We start from the raw sequence: 16,656 nt of genomic DNA, 5'->3' as shown, positions 1-16,656 counted from the left end.
GACCCGCCGGCACCGCCATCGGATCAGGATGCGGGCTGGATCGTGGCCAGGATCGGGAAGGCCTCGGCGCCCGGGAAGGTGGGCTCGGCCACCTTCGCCGTGTTGTAGGCCCACGGTGCGAGCTGCTCGAACAGCGGGATGAGCCATCCCGAGTCGACGATCGCGCGGTTGAGATCCTTCAGCGCAGCGGCCTGGGCCTCCTCGTCGCCGGTCGCCGCCCCGTAGGCACTGGCGGCCGCCTGGATCTCGGGGTTCTCGGCACCGTGGAAGTTCGCGAAGCCGAACAGCACGCCGAACACGTTGCCCAGGGGGTTGGTCCAGGTCAGCGGCAGCGGGCCGCCCAGCGGCTCGGTCTGCACGACCGCGAAGATCTCCTCGGTCGAGGCCGCGTTCTTCAGCGTCATGTTGACACCGATCGCCTCCCAGTACGGCTGCAGTGCCTCGAGGTCGCGCTGGCTCGCGGACGAGATCGTGAAGGTGAAGTCGAACCCGTCGGGGTAGCCGGCCTCCGCGAGGAGGTCCTTGGCGGCGTCGGGGTCGTAGGCGTACTCCTCATCGAGCTCGGGCAGGTATCCGGGGTTGTCGGCCGGCAGGGCGTTCGCCGTCGGCAGCTCACCCGGGTGCACGGCGTTGACGTACGCCTCGCGGTCGATCGCCATCGAGAGGGCCTGGTAGACGCGCGGGTCCGCCCACTGCGGGCCGAGGGCGCCTGCCTTGTCGAACGCGACGATGTTCTGGACGGTGCCGCCGTTCGCGACGAGCCCGATACCGGCCGACTCGACCTGCGCCTGCGTGTCCGAGGTGATGAACGCCAGATCGACCTCACCCGAGATGGCCGCGTTCACACGCGCCTGGGGGTCGAGGATCGGACGGAACTCATAGGAGTCGAACGGGTAGTCCGCCGCGGCGTCGTGGTCGTCCTTCTTCACGAGCAGGTAGGAGTTGCCCTTGACGGTCGCGTCCTCGTCGACCGTGAGCGGGCCGGAGCCGTCCGGCGTCGTGTCGAGGCTGGAACGGTCCGCCGCGCCCGTCGGGCCGACGATGGCGCCCGCGGGCAGCACGAGGTTCGCCTCGAACCCCGGCTGGGCTGCGGCGAAGGTGAGCGTGACGGTGTCGTCATCGACGACGGTGACGTCCGAGATCTCGTTCTGACCGCCGGCGGCGAAGCCGCTGTAGGCCGAGAGATCGGGATTGCCGCGGGCGTCGAGGTTCTCCTTGACGAGGTCGGCGCTGAGGGCCGTGCCGTCGTCGAACGTGGCCGTGGTGTCGAGGTCGAGCGTCAGCTGCGTCTGGTCCTCGTTGTACTCGAACGACGTGACGAGGTCGGGCACGACCTGACCGTCCTCGTCGAGGAGGAACAGCGAGTCGTAGATGCCCTCGTAGAAGAACCGCTGCCCGCTGCCGTAGCGCACGGGGTCGTAGCCGAGCGCGGCCTGATCTGAGTCGAGGGCGATGGTGAGCTTCGACGTGTCGGCCGCATCTCCGTCGTCGCTGGATACAGCGGCTCCGCTGCAGGCGGTGAGGGTGAGGGCGGTGGCGGCGACGGCCGCAATGACGGCGGCGCCGCGGATGGTGTGACGGGACATCCTGATCTCCTGTGATCGGTGTGCTGCTGCGGACTTCGGTGTCGCGGATCGCAGTCGGGTGGCGCGATCCTTGGACCAAGGCTGACCCCGGACGACCCGTTTGGCCATTCGGATTCACCTGCTCCCCGTTAGCGAACGCCTAATGTGCGCGATCCGCTCGGGATCCGCACAGTGAAACATACTTTTATTGAGTGAACAATTGTGGCAGGCTGAGGATGCCGAGAAAGGACTCGCCCATGACATCGCCCGTCTTCCCCTCCGACTTCCTCTGGGGCGTCGCCACCGCCGGACACCAGAACGAGGGCGACAACGTCCACAGCGACACGTGGTTCCTCGAGAACGTGACGCCCACCGTCTTCCAGGAACGCTCAGGCAAGGCGACGAACGGGTGGGAGCTGTGGGAGTCCGATCTCGACCTCGTCGCCGGACTCGGGCTGAACGCCTACCGCTTCTCTGTGGAGTGGGCGCGCATCGAGCCTCGGGAGGGAGAGTTCTCAGACGAGGCGCTCGCGCACTACGAGGCCGTGATCGACGGATGCCTCGGCCGCGGGCTCGCGCCGATCGTGACGTTCAACCACTTCACGTCGCCGCACTGGTTCGCGGCGCGCGGTGCGTGGCTCGATGCCGAGGCGCCGGAGCTGTTCGCCCGGTACTGCGGTGTCGTCATGGACCGCTTCGGGGATCGGATCGCCCTCGCCGTCACCTTCAACGAGCCGGACCTGCCCGAGATGCTGACGTGGGCGCACCTGCCCGAGTTCGTCGCCGAACTGGAGCGCCAGACGCTCGAGGCGGCCGGGCGGGAAGCCGGCGTCGAGACCTACCGCGCCGGCAACGTCATGCTGCGCGAGGACTTCGCCGGCATGCGCGCCGGCATGACCGCCGGCCACCGCGCCGGCAAGGCGGCGATCAAGGCGCGTCGCCCCGACCTGCGCGTCGGCCTCTCGCTCGCCCTGGTCGACGATGTCGCCGGACCGGGCGGCGAGGCCATCCGCGATCGCAAGCGCGCCGAGGTCTACGAGCACTGGCTCGAGCTCGCCCAGGGCGACGACTTCGTCGGGGTCCAGAACTACGAGCGCATCGCGTACGGCCCCGACGGCCAGCTGCCGCCCGAACCCGGCGCGAGCCTCAACGGCATGGGCACCGCCGTCGAGCCCGACTCGCTCCGCGGAGCCGTCGAGTACGCCTACTCGGTCGCGCGCGTTCCGATCCTCGTCAGCGAGCACGGCGTGGGCACGCCGGATGACAGCATCCGTGCCGCCTTCCTCGAGCCGTCGCTGGCCGGTCTGGCACAGGCGATCGCCGACGGCGTGCCGGTGCTCGGCTACTGCCACTGGACGCTGATGGACAACTTCGAGTGGATCTTCGGCTACGGCCCGCAGCTCGGGCTGCACAGCGTCGACCGCGAGACCTTCGAGCGCACCGCCAAGCCCAGCGCGGAGGTGTACGCGCAGCTGGTGAAGCGGGCGCGGGGTCTCTGACCGTCGGTCCGAGATCGGCGCGTGCCGCCGCCACCACGTTCGCCGATCCCGATGCGGGACATCAGCGGATGCCGGTTCCCGACCCTCTCGCGGCGGACTACGTTCGCCCCATGACCTTTCCAGGACTCGAAGGACGCACGATCGTCGTCACGGGAGCGGGCGGCGGGCAGGGAGCCGCCGAAGCGCGGCTGCTGGCCGCGGCGGGTGCCCGCGTCGTCGCGACCGACGTCGTGGACGCTCCGCCCGAAGCGACGCCGGGCGTCGAGTATCGGCGGCTCGACGTCGCAGACGAGGGTGACTGGGCAGTCCTCGCCGCCGACCTGGCAGAACGTCTCGGCGGCGAGCCGCTACGCGGTCTGGTGAACAACGCCGGGATCACCCACCGCGCGCGACTGGGCGCTGTCGAGCGGGTCGACTGGGATCGCGTGCTCTCGGTCAACCTCACGGGGCCGATGCTCGGCATCCAGGCACTCGCCCCGCTCATGGGCCCCGGGTCGTCGATCGTCAATATCGGATCGTCGGCCGGACTCAACGCGCACTACCCGGTCGCCTACACCACGTCGAAGTGGGGCCTTCGCGGCCTCAGCCATGTCGCGGCGACGGAGCTGGGCCCGCGCGGCATCCGCGTCAACATCGTGCATCCGGGGTTCATCGAGACGCCGATGACGGCGAGCGCGCCCGAGACGATGCGCGCCGCGCAGCTCGCTCTGACGCCGCTCGAGCGGGTGGGTCGGGTCGACGAGGTCGCGGAACTCGTGGCGTTCCTGCTCTCGGATGCCGCGTCCTACCTCTCCGGCGCCGAGATCCCGGTCGACGGCGGCACGACCTCGTCGGCCGGCGCGAAGGTCATGGCCGACCGCATCGCGGGCGTCTGAACGTCCGCAGCCGCCGAACTCCACCGAATCCGCGCGGGAGCGCCCGATCCTGGGGCTCCGCCCGGTCCGCGCGGTCGTTTCCGCGGAGTTCTGCGACCGGCCCGGCGCGCAGCTCGGCATCGGGCTCCGTCAGCGGACGACCTGGTCCTGGCGTGCTTCCGAGAGCTGCTCGACCACGCGCCGCGCCCCGCGCACCGCGATCGCGACGCTCATGAGGGTCGGGTTCATCGTGTTGGCCGTGGGGATCAGGGCGTTGCCGCCGACCACGAGGTTGTCGAATCCCCACACGCGCGACCACGGGTCGGCGACCGATGTGCCGTCGTCCGCGGGGCCCATGCGCATGGTGCCCATGTAGTGCAGGCTCGAGCCGTTGGGGAGAAGTCGCGGCTCGGCCACGAAGGTGCCGAGGGCGGCGCCGGCACGGCGGACGCGCTCGTGGGCCGCGTCGAGCTCGGGCTGCTCGGCATCCGTCAGCGCATACTCGATCGTCATGTTCGGAAGGCCCCGGTAGTCGAGCTCGGCATCGTCGAAGGTGACGCCGTCCTCGATGCGGGGGTGCTTGCGCACGCCGTAGCCCATGTTCACGTAGCCCCACCGGTTACCCGCCGCGGGATGGGTCGGATCGAGCTGGAACGGCGGGTTCTCGGCGTACATCACCTGGAGCGAGAAGGGGTGCTCGGGCTCCGAGAACGGAATGCGGTTGACGGCGGCGACGGGGTCGGCCGCGTTCTGGGCGCGGCGCGCGAGTTCACGCGCGAACGCGTCCTGGGAGATCAGCCCACTCATGCGCCCTTCGTCGAGGGCCACGGTCGTGATGACGACATGATGCTCGGTGAGGTACCGACCGAGCGCACGGGGACGGATGCCTGACGCCCAGAGCAGCTGCGGAGAGCGGAACGCGTCGGCGGCCACGACGACCACGTCGGCTGCGAAGAAGGAGACCTCTTTCGTCCGCAGGTCTTCGATCGTGACGCCGGTCACCTCGCCGCCTTCGTGCTCGATGCGCCGTACGAGCGTGAGGTCGCGCAGCGTGAAGCGGACCGACTCGGGCGTGCCCTCTTCGATGAGCGGACCGAGGACGGTGTTCGCGCCGGCCCACACCATCGAGCCGTCGGCCTGCGGATCGCCCGCGACCGGGAGAGTTCCCACTCCGTAGCCGGGGGGCAGCTCGGCGCCGAACTCCTCGTCGAGGAGGGACCGGATGGCGGTGCCGATGGCCGAGTCCGCGAACGCCGCGCTCTGCGCATGCAGCAGCCCCTCCGCCGCCGTGATGAGCTCCTCCCACTCGGCGTCCTCGATGAAGCCGATCTTCTCGCTGAAGGCCGGACGAGGGATGGCGCACGTCCAGTGAGCCCCCTGACCGCCGACGTTCGTGGCGGCGGCCGCCGCGGGGAAGGTGGGTGCGTGAGCCGAGCCCGCTCCGCCGAAGTCGAGCAGATGAGTGCCCTGCCGGGCGGTGAACATCCCCTCGGCGACGACGCCGGCGGGAATGCCGAGGCCCTCGCGGAACGCGCCCGATTGCGGCCCCTGCGACATCTCGCGGGCGCGCGCCTTCTCGTCGGGGTCGGCGATGTTTCGCACGCTCTCGCCCGGCACAGCCGTGAGCTGCGGCCCCGCCTCGAACATCACGACGCGCGCGTCGGGACTCGACTCGAGGATGACGCGGGCGTAGGCGGAGCCGATCGGTCCGCTGCCGACGATGGCGACGGTGGGGCTGTCAGACATGGGTGTACCTCTTCTGGTCACGCGGTGAGCGGTTCGGAGCTGGGTGCGGGGACGGGCTCGGAATCGTCCGAGAGGCGTCGGGCGGGAAGGAGCACCGCGGCGACGATGCCGGCGGCGTACGTGACGGCGAGCGCCGCGAAGACGGGTGAGAAGACGCCGCCGTAAATCTCGGCGACCTGCGCCTGAACCGACTCGGCGGCCTGCTGCACGAACTGGGGAGTCAGCGTCGCGGCATCGAGTGTCGCCGGCAGCAGTCCCGCGACCCCGAAGCCGATGATGCCGCCGATGACCGCCGTCGCCACCGTCGACCCGATCTGGCGCACGAGGTTGACGGTGGCCGTCATGCTGCCGATGTCGCGGTGAGGGGCCGCGCTCTGGACGACCGCGATGACGAGGCTCATGAACGCCCCCGTGCCGATTCCGACGACGGCCATGACGATCATCGGCACCCACAGCGGCAGCCCGACGGGCAACACGGCCATCACAGCCAGCCCGGCAGCGCTGAGGGCGGTGCCGGCGATGCAGTACACGCGGTAGTGGCCGGTGCGGCTCACCAGCCATCCGGTGGCGAGGTTCGACACCAGCATCCCGAAGACCGTCGCGATGGGGACGAGACCCGACACCGTCGCCGTCGTGCGATACGCCATCTGGAAGTAGGTGGGCAGATACGCGGTGATGGAGAACAGTCCGATGCCGATGATCGCGGACAGCGCCGTGCCGGCGGCGATCGTCCGATTCGCGAAGAGCCGAAGCGGGACCAGCGGCTCGGTGGCGCGCATCTCGATGAGGAAGAAGGCGGCGAAGGCCATGCCTGCCACGACGAAGGAGACGGCGGATGCCGCAGCACGCGCGGGATCGCCGATCCACGTGACGGCGAGCACGAGCGCGACCATCGCGGTCGCGAACGAGAGGGAGCCTGCGATGTCGAACCGTCGCCGGCCGAAACCGGCGAGCTTCGGCACGGCGACGAGCGCCAGCAGGAGCGCGGCGACGCCGAACGGGATGTTGATCCAGAACACCCACGGCCAGCCCCAGTGATCGGTGATCAGGCCGCCGACCACGGGACCGATGAGGATGGCGACCGGGAATGCGGCGCCGATGATCGCGAGATACCGGGGGCGTTCCCGTGGCGAGGTCACCCGCGCGACGATCGTCTGCGACATGAGCTGCAGCCCGGCCGCGCTCATGCCCTGCACCACGCGCGCGCCGATGAGCTGTGGCATGTCCTGCGCGAAGCCGCACGCAAGCGATGCGACGAGGAAGAGCACGAGCGATACGAGGAACACGCCTCGAGGACCGACCGCATCGCCGAGCTTGCCGATGATCGGCAGCAGCACGGTGCTCGCCAGCGTGTAGCCCACGACCACCCACCCCATCTGGGCGAGGGCTCCCAGCTCACCCGCGACGGTGGCCAGGGAAGTCGACACGATCGTGTGATCGAGCGCTCCGAGGATGGCGACCGTCAGGAGGGAGACGATCAGGAGGCGGCGCCTCCACGGTGACATGCTCATACGCGTGGTGCCCGTACGACCGGGCGATCGACGCGACGGGGTGTGCCCCTGGGCGGCTTCGCCGCAGGGAACGGGCCTGCGGCGGCCCCGACGTCACAGTCGATTCTAGTCACTCTTTAGTCTAAAAACAACTAAAGAGTGACGAGACACAGCCGGCGATCCTCACGCGCTCACTCGCGACTCGAGGAGCGCCTCGGCGTTGCCTGCGAGGATCCGCTCGGTGAACTCGGCCGGGAGGCCCGCGCCGCGCACCAGCGCTACCGGGTCGTCCAGGCCCATGTCGAACGGGAAGTCGCTGCCGAGCACGACCTGCGACGCGCCGGCGACCTCCACGAGGTGCCGGATCGCCACCGGATCGTGCACGACGGTGTCGAACCACAGCTTCCGCAGATACGTCGATGGCGCGTGCCGGCATCGCTGCGCCTCGGGCCGCACGTGCCAGGCGCGATCCGAGCGGCCGATGGCGAACGGCAGGTAGCCGCCGCCGTGCGCCGCCACGATCTTCAGCCCGGGGTGCCGGTCGAGCACGCCCGCGAAGATGAGGTGCGACAGGGCGACGGCATTCTCGGTGGGCTGCCCCACCGTGTTCGAGAGGTAGAACCGATCCAGCCGCTCGTCGAGGCTGCAGCCGAAGGGATGCAGGAACACCACTGCCCCCAGCTCCGCCGCCCGCGCCCAGAACGGCTCGAGTCGTTCGTCCGAGAGCTCGACGTCGCCCGCGAACGATGAGATCTCCACGCCCGCGAGGCCGCGGCCGAGGATCGCGTCGTCGAGGCACTCCACGATGCGCTCCGGGTGCTGCAACGGCACGACACCGAGGCCGGTGAGGCGATCCGGCGCGAGCGCCGCGTGCGCGGCGATGAGCCGATTCGTCTCCAGTGCGACCCAGACCGCGAGGCCCTCGGGCGCCCACGGGTAGAAGTGGTTCGGCGAGACGCTGACCCACTGGCGGTCCACGCCCTGCGCGTCCATCGCGGCGAGCCGCGCGCCGACGTCGGTGAGCTTCGGGATGCGCGCGCCGACCATGGCGCCGGAGACCTGCAGGCTCTCGACCCCGTTGCGGCGACGCTCCAGGTCGGCGGCCTCGGCGACGAGGTCGGGCACGCGCCGCTCGACCTCGGCATGCAGCGCCGGCAGCAGCAGGTGGGCGTGGACGTCGGTGATCATGCCGGCTGCGCCATCTGCTGCGCGATGCCGAAGATCAGCCCACCGGCGTCGGCATCCCTGTTGCCGTCGATCTGCCACTGGCCGAGCTGGACGGATGCCTCGACCACCGCCTTCGCGCGCGGGACCCGCCGCGCGTGGAAGCTCTGCCACAGCTCGTCGTCGATCGCCTCCGACCCGACCAGCAGCTCCGTGAGCACCAACGCGTCTTCGAGTCCCTGCGCGGCGCCCTGGGCGATCGTCGGAGGACAGCTGTGCGCGGCGTCGCCGATCACGACCACCCGGCCGCGGTTCCAGGGCCCTTCGACGAGGTGCTTCGTGAACCACGTGTAGTTCGCGTGCGCGCCGCTCTCGAGGTCGGCGCGGATCGCGTTCCACGGGCCGTCGTAGGCACGCGATTCCTCCAGCATGATGCGGGTGGCCTCCTGGTCGGAGACGCCGAAGCGGTCCTGGGCCTTCTCGACGAGGAAGGCGTACATCGTGTCCTCGCCCGTCGGGGTGTAGCCGGCGATGTAGACAGGGCCGCCGTAGTAGAGCTCGCTGCGTTCCACCTCGGCGGGACGCGACACGAACGTGCGCCAGATGCCCATGCCCGTCGGCTGCGGAGTGACCTCGATGCCGATCAGGCCGCGCACCGCGGAGTGCAGGCCGTCGGCGCCGATGAGCAGGTCGTACGTGCCGGCCGATGCGCCGTCGACGAACACCTCCACCGCGTCGTCGGTCTGCTCGAGCCCCGTGACCTTGGCGCCGAACCGGACGTTCGCTCCGGCCTTCTGCGCGTGCTCCAGCAGGATGCGGGCGAGTGCCGGGCGCGGCATCCCCATCGCGGCCGGGTAGCCGGGTCCGCCGGTCTTCACGTCGGGAAGCGCGGCGACGACCGGGGCGCCCGGACCGGGGGCCCGCAGGTTCAGTCCCTCGAAGGGATAGCCGGCGGCGCGGATGTCATCCCAGGCGCCGAGCGCGTCGAAGACGCGCAGGGCGTTGCCCTGCAGCGAGATGCCCGAGCCGAGCGCGCTGAGCTCGGGCTTCGCCTCGAAGACGTCGACCTCGACGCCCGCCTTGGCGAGCTGGATGGCGGCGGCGAGCCCCGCGACGCCGCTCCCGGCGATCGCGACGTTGCTGACTGCGGTCATGTCAGAACCTCTCTGTTCCGTGTGTTGTATCAGTGCTTCAGAGGATGGCGACGGGGTTGATCGGCGAGCCGACCGCGCCCGTGATCGGCAGGGGCGCTGCCGAAAGGAGGAACTCGTACGTGCCGGACTCCGCGCACACCGCGCCGAGCTCCTCGAGGTCCCACAGCTCCCCGATGGTGAGACCCATGTTCGGGATCACCACCTGGTGCAGCGGCTGGAAGGCGGCGACGTCGAACTCGTTGGGCCGCACCTCGAAGCCCCAGGTGTCTGTGGCGATGGCGGCGATCTCGGTGCGGTGCAGCCAGCCCGCGCTGGTGAGCGAGAGTCCGGGTGCGGGCCCGCCCGCGTAGTCGCCCCAGCCGTCGCGGCGCGTGCGCGCGAGCTGGCCAGTGCGCACGAGCACGATGTCGCCCCGGCCCACGCGGCTCGTGATGCCCTGCGCCTCGATGGTCTCGTCGAGGTCGGCCGCGGTGATGGCGTACCCGTCCTCCAGCTCGCCCGTGTCGGGTCGCAGGTGGCGGCCGACATCGAGGAGCACGCCGCGCGAGACGATGACGGATGCCGCGTGCTCGATGCCCGTCACGAGGTCGCCGTCGCTCGTCACGACATCGCCCGCCCGTCGGCCGTTCCATGCGTTGCCGTGGTCGAAGATGTGCCCGAGCCCGTCCCACTGCGTCGAGCACTGCAGCGGCATCGAGATGTGGTCGTCTGCCCCGCCGATGCCGTGGGGGAACCCCTGCGCGCCGCGCTCGGCATCCGTGCCCGTGTCCATCATGAGGTGCACGGGGTTGACCCGGCGCCGCCAGCCCTTCTGCGGGCCGTTCATATCGAAGGACTGCGACAGCGAGACGACGCGTCCGGTGGTGACGAGACCTGCGGCCGCGATGCGCGTGTGCGCGTCGATGAAGTTGAGGGTGCCCAGGCGATCCTCATCGCCCCAGCGCCCCCAGTTGCGGAACGCCTGCGCCCGCGCGGCGATCTCGGCCTCGGGATTCTGCCGGTCGAGGTCGGCGGGGTTCTCGGACGGCCCCGTCATTCCGGCGCTTCCGCAACGCATCGGACGACCTGCGTGCCGAGGCCCGAGATCGAACCCGTCATGACGTCGCCGTCGCGCAGGAACCGCTTCCAGTGCTGGCCGTTGCCGGGAGGGCTGCCGGTGAGGAGCAGGTCGCCCGGAAGCAGCGCGGTCGTCTGCGATGCGGCCGAGAGGAGCGCGGCGATGTCGAAGAGGAGGTCGCTGGTCGACCCGTTCTGCATGGTCTCGCCGTTGAGGTCGAGCCGGACGGTGAGGTCCTCACCCGATACGTACGGAGCGGGCACGAGGAAGGGACCGGTGGGCAGGAAGCCTGGCGCGTTCTTGGCGCGGAACCAGTCGGTCCCGATCTCCTTCATGTCCTTGCGGAAGACGAGGTCGCGCGTCGTGACGTCGTTCACGATCGTGTACCCGGCGATGTGGCCGAGCGCGTCCGCCCGCGAGACGCGGAACGCCTCCTTGCCGATCACCACGGCGAGCTCCAGCTCCCAGTCGTGCACCTCGCTGTACGAGGGCAGCACAAGGGGCACGTCGTCACCCACGACGACGGTGGGCAGCCCCAGGAAGAAGTAGGGCTCGCCATGTGCGCGTCGGTCGTCCATCATCTTGGCCGCGAACGCCCGCGCCTCCTCAGGCGAGCGGGAAGCGTCCTGCGTGAGCCCGGCCACGACGAGCTCGATCACGTGCTCGCGGTAGTTCGCCCCCGCCTGCAGCACCTGACGCGGCTCGACCGGAGCAGTCAGCACGACATCGGCCAGCGGCATCCACTCGCCATCCGCCTCGGCGAGCGCCGTCAGACGATCCCAGTCGGACCGGGCGAGGAAGGCGTTCAGTCCTGGCGCGCCGAGATCGTCGTCCGACACCGCGCGGATGCGGTCGCCGGCGACGAGCCCGAGACGCACGGCATCGCCGTCGCGGTAGCGGGCGAGGGCGAAGGGTGCGGTCAGTCCGTCTGACGTCGTCGTCATGTGTTCTCCCAGTCTGTGGTTCGCAACGTGGTGCGAGGGTGGGGACACCGCTCGGGCGTCCCCACCCCCGAGCGTGTCAGCCCTGGCCGTGCTTGGCGTAGGGATTGAAGAGGGCTTCCTTGATCTCGTCCGGCACGCCCTCCTCGGTCGCCGACGGTCCATCGGCGGGCGGGAAGGACTCCGTCATCGACATCGGCATGGCGCTGTTGCGGTAGAAGTTGTTCGAGCCCTGCGACGGCGTCCAGGTGTTGGCCTCCCAGTCGGGCACGTAGTTGCGGTACCCGCCCGTGTTGAGCTCGATGCGCAGCGACGACGGCTCGCGGTAGTAGAGGAAGTTCTGCTCGCCGATGCCGTGGATCGACGGGCCGTACTCGATCGGGTAGCCGTTCTCGCCGAGGACGTCGGCCGCGATGAGCAGCTCCTCGCGGGTGTCGACCCAGAAGGCGTAGTGGTTGACGCGGCCGGCGCGGGTCGAACCGTCGAGGACGACGCCGAGGTCGTGCGACTTCTCGTTGGTCGTGAGCACCGAGAACACCGAGATGGGCGCCTCGTCGAGGACGGTGCGGGCCATGAAGCGGAAGCCGAGCACGTCGACGTACCACTTCACGAACGCGTCGACGTCGCTCGTCGCGATCGTGACGTGGTCGAGCTGACGCGGGGCGCCGGCGACCTTGCTGCGACGCGAGGGCCGGTCGGGGTAGATCGACGCGGCGTCGCCCTCGGTGTCGTGGTGGCGCGTGACGTCCCAGTGCAGGGTCAGCGTGTGACCCCACGGCCCGGTGAAACGGTACGCGCGGCCGATCTGGTGGACCTCGACCCACTCGCCCTGGATGCCGGCAGCCTCGACGCGCTGGGCCGCCTCCTCGAGCGCCTCAGGGCTCGAGGTGCGCCACGCGGCGGTGTCGAGGCTCGGCTCGTCGCCCGGAAGCACGACGACGGAGTAGGCGTAGTAGTCGCCCCAGCAGCGCAGGTACACGGCGCCGTCGACGCGGTCGACGACGGTGAGGCCGACCTGGTTGACGTAGAAGTCGACGGATGCCTCGACATCCGGCGATGTGATGGCCACATACGACAGATGCGACAGAAGCTTGATCATCTTCGATCCCTTTCGGTGAGTCGTCGGGGTGATCCCCACAACCACTTTCGCCGGAGTTCGGCATATCAGGGAATCCCATATCGACGATTCCCCGGATCACCGACGTTTATGGACGAGAGCGGTGGAGAATCTGTCCGGCGAGGACCGCGTCGTGTCGCAGCTCGGCGAGATCAGCAACGCGTCGCACCCGGCGGACGGCCTCGACGGCGCGGCGCAGCGCCACCCGCTCGGGACGTTCGAACCGCCGCGGCAGCGTCCGCCGACCCGAGGCGTCCGTCGTCGCGATGACCAGGTCGCCCCCGTCATCGTCGACCTCGACGACCGTCTCGGCGAGAGCCGTGATCCGAAGCCGGCCGAGACGCGGTGCTCCAGGCTGCGTGGCGGCGACGACCGACACCGCCGCTCTCGCCTCGGATTCGAGGAGCGCGAGCCCGCTCCCGCCCGCCAAGGTGCCGGCGCGATGACCCAGCGGCCGCCCTGCGAGCACGCGGGCCCATCCGATCGCGTCGCGGAGAGCCTCCGCGAGCGCGTCGGCGGGAGCGTGACACTCGACCGTCAGCGCACCTGGGCGAAGCGTCCGGGGCAGCGCATCCGCGACGGCAACCACCGCGTCGTGGCGCAGCAGAGGTCGCTCCAGGATGATCGGCGCGACGCTCGCGCGCGCCTCCAGCACGTCGAGGGCTTCCGCGGGCGCGCCACTCGGGCGGGCCACCACGACGGCGGCGGCGCCGTCATGGAAGGCGGCTTCGGCGTCGCGCCACCACTCGCCGGTGCCGTCGACGACGACCACGGCACCCGCGCGGCCGGCCACCGAGACAGCACGTTCGGGGAGCTCGGCCATCGCCACCCGGTACGGCTCGAGGTCGGCGCGGACCCGTGTGCCGGTCATGCCGGCGCTCCGATGAGGGCCGCCGCGTCCGCCGCGATCCGCAGGGAATAGCGGACGTCGTCGAGGAGCTCGTCGTACTCGACGGGGAATCCGCTGTCGAGCAGCTCGGCGAGCGCTCGCCACTCCGCCAGGTAGCCGTCGCCGGGGTCGTGCGCGAAAGTGGTCTCGCGGTCGTCCGCGGCGCGAAGGCGCACCCGAGCGCTCCCGGCATGCACGAAAGCGGGCGGGAAGCTGACATCCAGTCGGTCCCTCGTCGTCGCGATCGTCACGCGCCACAATGCGTCGGCTCCACCGCTCTGCATGACCGCCGTGAGCTGGACCGGGATGCCGCTGGCGACGAAGCCCACGGCGTAGCCGAGGGGCGGCAGCGCGCGCGCGAAGACGACGCGCTCGAAGCGCGGCGCGATATCTCGGACGAGGGGGAGGTCGTGGATGGCGAGACCGGTGAGGAGCCGGCCTACGACCGCGGCCGCGACGTCGGGGCGGGTCAGGTCGGGAAGCGCCGGCTGCCGGCTCCCCGTCGGAAGCTCCGACACCACGTCGTGGTAGCGCACGTTCGGTGGCAGCGAGAGCGTGACCGAGACCGACACCACAGGCCCGCCCGACACGGTCAGGTGATGCTTGGCCCTGCCCCATGCCGGATCGAAGTAGTGATTGGTGCCCACGATGAGCGGAATCCCCGTGCGACGGCAGGCTTCGACAGCCTCCGTGGCCTCGGCGACCGTCGTACCGAGTGGTTTCTCGCAGAAGATCGCCCGCTTGCCGGCAGCGACCGCGGCGACGACCTGGCTCGAGTGCTCCGCCGGAGGGCTGCAGACGGCGACGACCTCCACCGCGGGGTCGGCCAGCAGATCCTCGGTCCCCGCCGAGAAGCGCGCCGCGGTGCGGGTCGCGAGGGCCTCTGCACGCCCGCTTCCCGCGTCCGAGATGTGGACCACTCGGAACGCCTCGCCGAGCTGCGCGAGGGTGGGCAGGTGCAGGGCGGAGACGCCCGGTCCCGCCCCGATGATGCCGACGCCGTATGTCATGCCGCCTCCGTACTTTCGCTCGAAGCGTACCTAAGTCGGACGGGGTTTGACTATAGGGCACCGCATTAGCGCTGATTCGGCGGGCTGTTATGCAAGAATCGACCATGGCCAGAGAGTCCACGTTGCGCTTCGGCGCGCAGACCGACGAGATGACGAGCCTCTTGAGGATCGTGAACATGGTGCGCACGGGCGATGCGTCGACCCGGCCCGAGATCGGACGCGTGACGGGGCTGGGCCGCGGTGTCGTGACGCAGCGGGTGGACCAGGCGATCGAGATGGGCTACCTCGCCGACGGCGAATTCGGACCTTCGTCGGGGGGTCGCGCTCCTCGCACGCTCCGATTCCGCGGCGAAGCTGGCCGCATCGTCGTGTGCGCGCTGGGAGCCCTTCACATCCATGTCGGCGTGGCCCTGCTCGACGGTGACGTCATCGATCAAGCGCATTCGCGATGGGACATCGCCCGCGGCCCCGCGGAGACGCTGGACAAGGCGCTCAGCATGATCGACGAGGTGCTCGAACGCACTCCGGACGTGCCGGTGTGGGGCATCGGCGTCGGCGTGCCCGGCCCGGTGGACTTCGACAGCGGCCGCCCCGTCGCGCCGCCCATCATGCCCGGCTGGAACGGCTTCGACGTGCGCCGCCGGTTCGAGCAGCGATACGACGCTCCCGTGTGGGTCGACAACGACGTCAACCTCCTCACCTTCGGCGAGCGCGCGCGGCGCGACGACTACCGCCTCGACCTCATCTACTGCAAGATCGGGTCCGGCATCGGAGCGGGGCTCCTCTCGCACGGCCGCATCCACCGTGGCGTGAACGGCGCGGCGGGCGACATCGGGCACGTCCGGGTGCGGGACTCCGATGCCGTCTGCCGCTGCGGCAAGGTCGGGTGCCTCGAGGCCGTCGCCGGCGGGTGGGCACTGATCCGCGATGCCCTCGCCGAGATCGACGCCGGGGCGACGGGAGCGCTGGCGACGGCCGTCGCCGACGGCGAGGAGCTGACGCCCGAGCGCATCTCGATCGCCGCGGAGGACGGGGACGCGCTCGCCATCCGGCTCGTCCAGCGGTCGGCGCGCGTCGTCGGCGAGTCGATCGCCGCGCTCGTCAACATGTTCAATCCCTCGGTGATCGTCATCGGCGGAGCCGTCGCGGGGGCCGGCGAGCTGCTTCTCGCCGAGGTGCGCCAGCGCGTGTACGAGCTCTCACTCCCCCTCGCCACGCGTGACCTCACGATCGCCCAGTCCGTCAACGACGTGCGGGAACCGCTGCGGGGCGGCGTGGAGATGGTGCGCGAGCAGCTCTTCGACGTCACCTTCCCGCGCTGGTTCGGCGAGGGCCGCCCCACCATCGCCGCGATCCGCGGCGGCCTCGACACGGCGGCGTAAGTAGCCTGGGCTCCACCGACTTCTTACTAAAACAGACAAAAGCGTGTAGCTTCCTGTCTGAAGCCCGCTCGACGGGCTCGGACACGAGGGAGTGAACCCGATGACGCTACCGGTGCTGCTCGACGACGCGCTCTCCACCACGGCCGGCGGCTTCTCGTTGCGCGTGAGCCTGCCGTGGATCCGCTCCATGCCGCTGGCGAGCGTGGCGAACGTGGCAGTGGCGATCGACGGGGAGCCGGTCGCGGTGTCGGCAGCGGTCGACGGCCGGACGCTGACATCCGCCGAACTCGCGGGCGCGCCCGACTGGTGGTTCATCCAGGACCGCCTCGAACTGCGCGGTGAGAGGCTGCTGGCTCCCGGCACTCATGACGTCTCGCTGTCGTTCACGCTCCTCGTGCCGTACCTGCAGGCCGGACCGACGGGACCGCTGACGCTGCCGTTCCACGCGGAACGTCCACTCGTTCTCGGCGCCCCGGCATCGGGCGCCACCGCTGCAGATGAGGGCCGCGCGTCGTCAGTGGGATCGGATGCCGTCGCCGGCGTCCGATCTCGTTCGGAGGAGCGCCCGTCGGCGACGACACTCGATGCCTGGACGGTCTCGGCGAGCGCGTTCAACTGGACACCTGAAGTCATCCGCGCGCAGCGGCCCGCCGACGACATCGCGGTCGGCATCGTCGCACAGGGGATCGCGGAGACGATCGAGATCGAGGCCGGCCAGGTGTGGCGATCGTTCCCGAAACCCTCGGACGCCGACGTCGACCGCCTGGGCGAGCGCCTTGCAGCGGCGG

Annotated in this window: 14 protein-coding genes; 4 read left to right on the top strand and 10 right to left on the bottom strand. The window is 70.3% G+C overall.

The features are described from left to right. Positions 1 to 23: 23 nt before the first annotated feature. Positions 24 to 1,586, bottom strand: a complete 1,563-nt coding sequence (locus VIP82_RS12190) for an ABC transporter substrate-binding protein (protein ID WP_331908918.1) — start codon at positions 1,584 to 1,586, stop codon at positions 24 to 26. A gap of 236 nt (positions 1,587 to 1,822) precedes the next feature. On the opposite strand from VIP82_RS12190, the gene VIP82_RS12185 reads away from it, so the two are divergent. Beyond that, on the top strand, positions 1,823 to 3,064 hold the full coding sequence (locus VIP82_RS12185) for a glycoside hydrolase family 1 protein (RefSeq protein ID WP_331908916.1): 1,242 nt from the start codon (positions 1,823 to 1,825) through the stop codon (positions 3,062 to 3,064). Positions 3,065 to 3,174: 110 nt separating this feature from the next. Then, a complete protein-coding gene (locus VIP82_RS12180) occupies positions 3,175 to 3,939 on the top strand; it encodes an SDR family NAD(P)-dependent oxidoreductase (protein WP_331908914.1) in 765 nt (254 codons plus the stop codon). Between the two features lie 129 nt (positions 3,940 to 4,068). Here VIP82_RS12180 and VIP82_RS12175 read toward each other — a convergent pair whose 3' ends face one another. The 9 genes from VIP82_RS12175 to VIP82_RS12135 form a co-directional block, all read right to left on the bottom strand. Then, the gene (locus tag VIP82_RS12175; protein WP_331908912.1) at positions 4,069 to 5,664 is read right to left on the bottom strand and encodes a GMC oxidoreductase; all 1,596 of its coding nucleotides are present in this window, start codon (positions 5,662 to 5,664) and stop codon (positions 4,069 to 4,071) included. Between the two features lie 17 nt (positions 5,665 to 5,681). Beyond that, positions 5,682 to 7,169: an MFS transporter gene (locus VIP82_RS12170; RefSeq protein ID WP_331908910.1), complete on the bottom strand. Its 1,488-nt coding sequence runs from the start codon at positions 7,167 to 7,169 to the stop codon at positions 5,682 to 5,684. Between the two features lie 168 nt (positions 7,170 to 7,337). Continuing rightward, a complete protein-coding gene (locus VIP82_RS12165) occupies positions 7,338 to 8,342 on the bottom strand; it encodes an amidohydrolase family protein (RefSeq protein ID WP_331908908.1) in 1,005 nt (334 codons plus the stop codon). Continuing rightward, positions 8,339 to 9,472 (bottom strand): FAD-dependent monooxygenase, encoded by a 1,134-nt coding sequence (locus VIP82_RS12160; protein ID WP_331908906.1) that lies wholly within the window; start codon positions 9,470 to 9,472, stop codon positions 8,339 to 8,341. The genes VIP82_RS12165 and VIP82_RS12160 overlap by 4 nt, the downstream gene beginning before the upstream one ends. Positions 9,473 to 9,509: 37 nt before the next feature. Continuing rightward, positions 9,510 to 10,508 (bottom strand): cyclase family protein, encoded by a 999-nt coding sequence (locus VIP82_RS12155; RefSeq protein WP_331908904.1) that lies wholly within the window; start codon positions 10,506 to 10,508, stop codon positions 9,510 to 9,512. Next, positions 10,505 to 11,473 (bottom strand): fumarylacetoacetate hydrolase family protein, encoded by a 969-nt coding sequence (locus tag VIP82_RS12150; protein WP_331908902.1) that lies wholly within the window; start codon positions 11,471 to 11,473, stop codon positions 10,505 to 10,507. The genes VIP82_RS12155 and VIP82_RS12150 overlap by 4 nt, the downstream gene beginning before the upstream one ends. A gap of 76 nt (positions 11,474 to 11,549) precedes the next feature. Then, the gene (locus tag VIP82_RS12145) at positions 11,550 to 12,569 is read right to left on the bottom strand and encodes a VOC family protein (protein ID WP_331908900.1); all 1,020 of its coding nucleotides are present in this window, start codon (positions 12,567 to 12,569) and stop codon (positions 11,550 to 11,552) included. A gap of 106 nt (positions 12,570 to 12,675) precedes the next feature. Further along, entirely contained in the window at positions 12,676 to 13,458 is a 783-nt protein-coding gene (locus VIP82_RS12140; RefSeq protein ID WP_331908898.1) for a hypothetical protein, read from the bottom strand. Then, a complete protein-coding gene (locus VIP82_RS12135) occupies positions 13,455 to 14,486 on the bottom strand; it encodes a Gfo/Idh/MocA family protein (protein ID WP_331908896.1) in 1,032 nt (343 codons plus the stop codon). Before VIP82_RS12135 ends, VIP82_RS12140 begins: the two co-directional genes overlap by 4 nt. A gap of 104 nt (positions 14,487 to 14,590) precedes the next feature. On the opposite strand from VIP82_RS12135, the gene VIP82_RS12130 reads away from it, so the two are divergent. Both VIP82_RS12130 and VIP82_RS12125 read left to right on the top strand, forming a co-directional pair. Next, on the top strand, positions 14,591 to 15,868 hold the full coding sequence (locus VIP82_RS12130) for an ROK family protein (RefSeq protein WP_331908894.1): 1,278 nt from the start codon (positions 14,591 to 14,593) through the stop codon (positions 15,866 to 15,868). 100 nt (positions 15,869 to 15,968) lie between these two features. Further along, a partial coding sequence (locus VIP82_RS12125; RefSeq protein ID WP_331908892.1) for a C-glycoside deglycosidase beta subunit domain-containing protein occupies positions 15,969 to 16,656 on the top strand: 688 nt, incomplete at its 3' end.

The organism is Microbacterium sp., assembly GCF_036566905.1.
Lineage (GTDB): Bacteria > Actinomycetota > Actinomycetes > Actinomycetales > Microbacteriaceae > Microbacterium.
The sequence above is the reverse complement of the archived record's forward strand: the minus strand, read 5'-3'. Positions and strand labels throughout refer to the sequence as shown.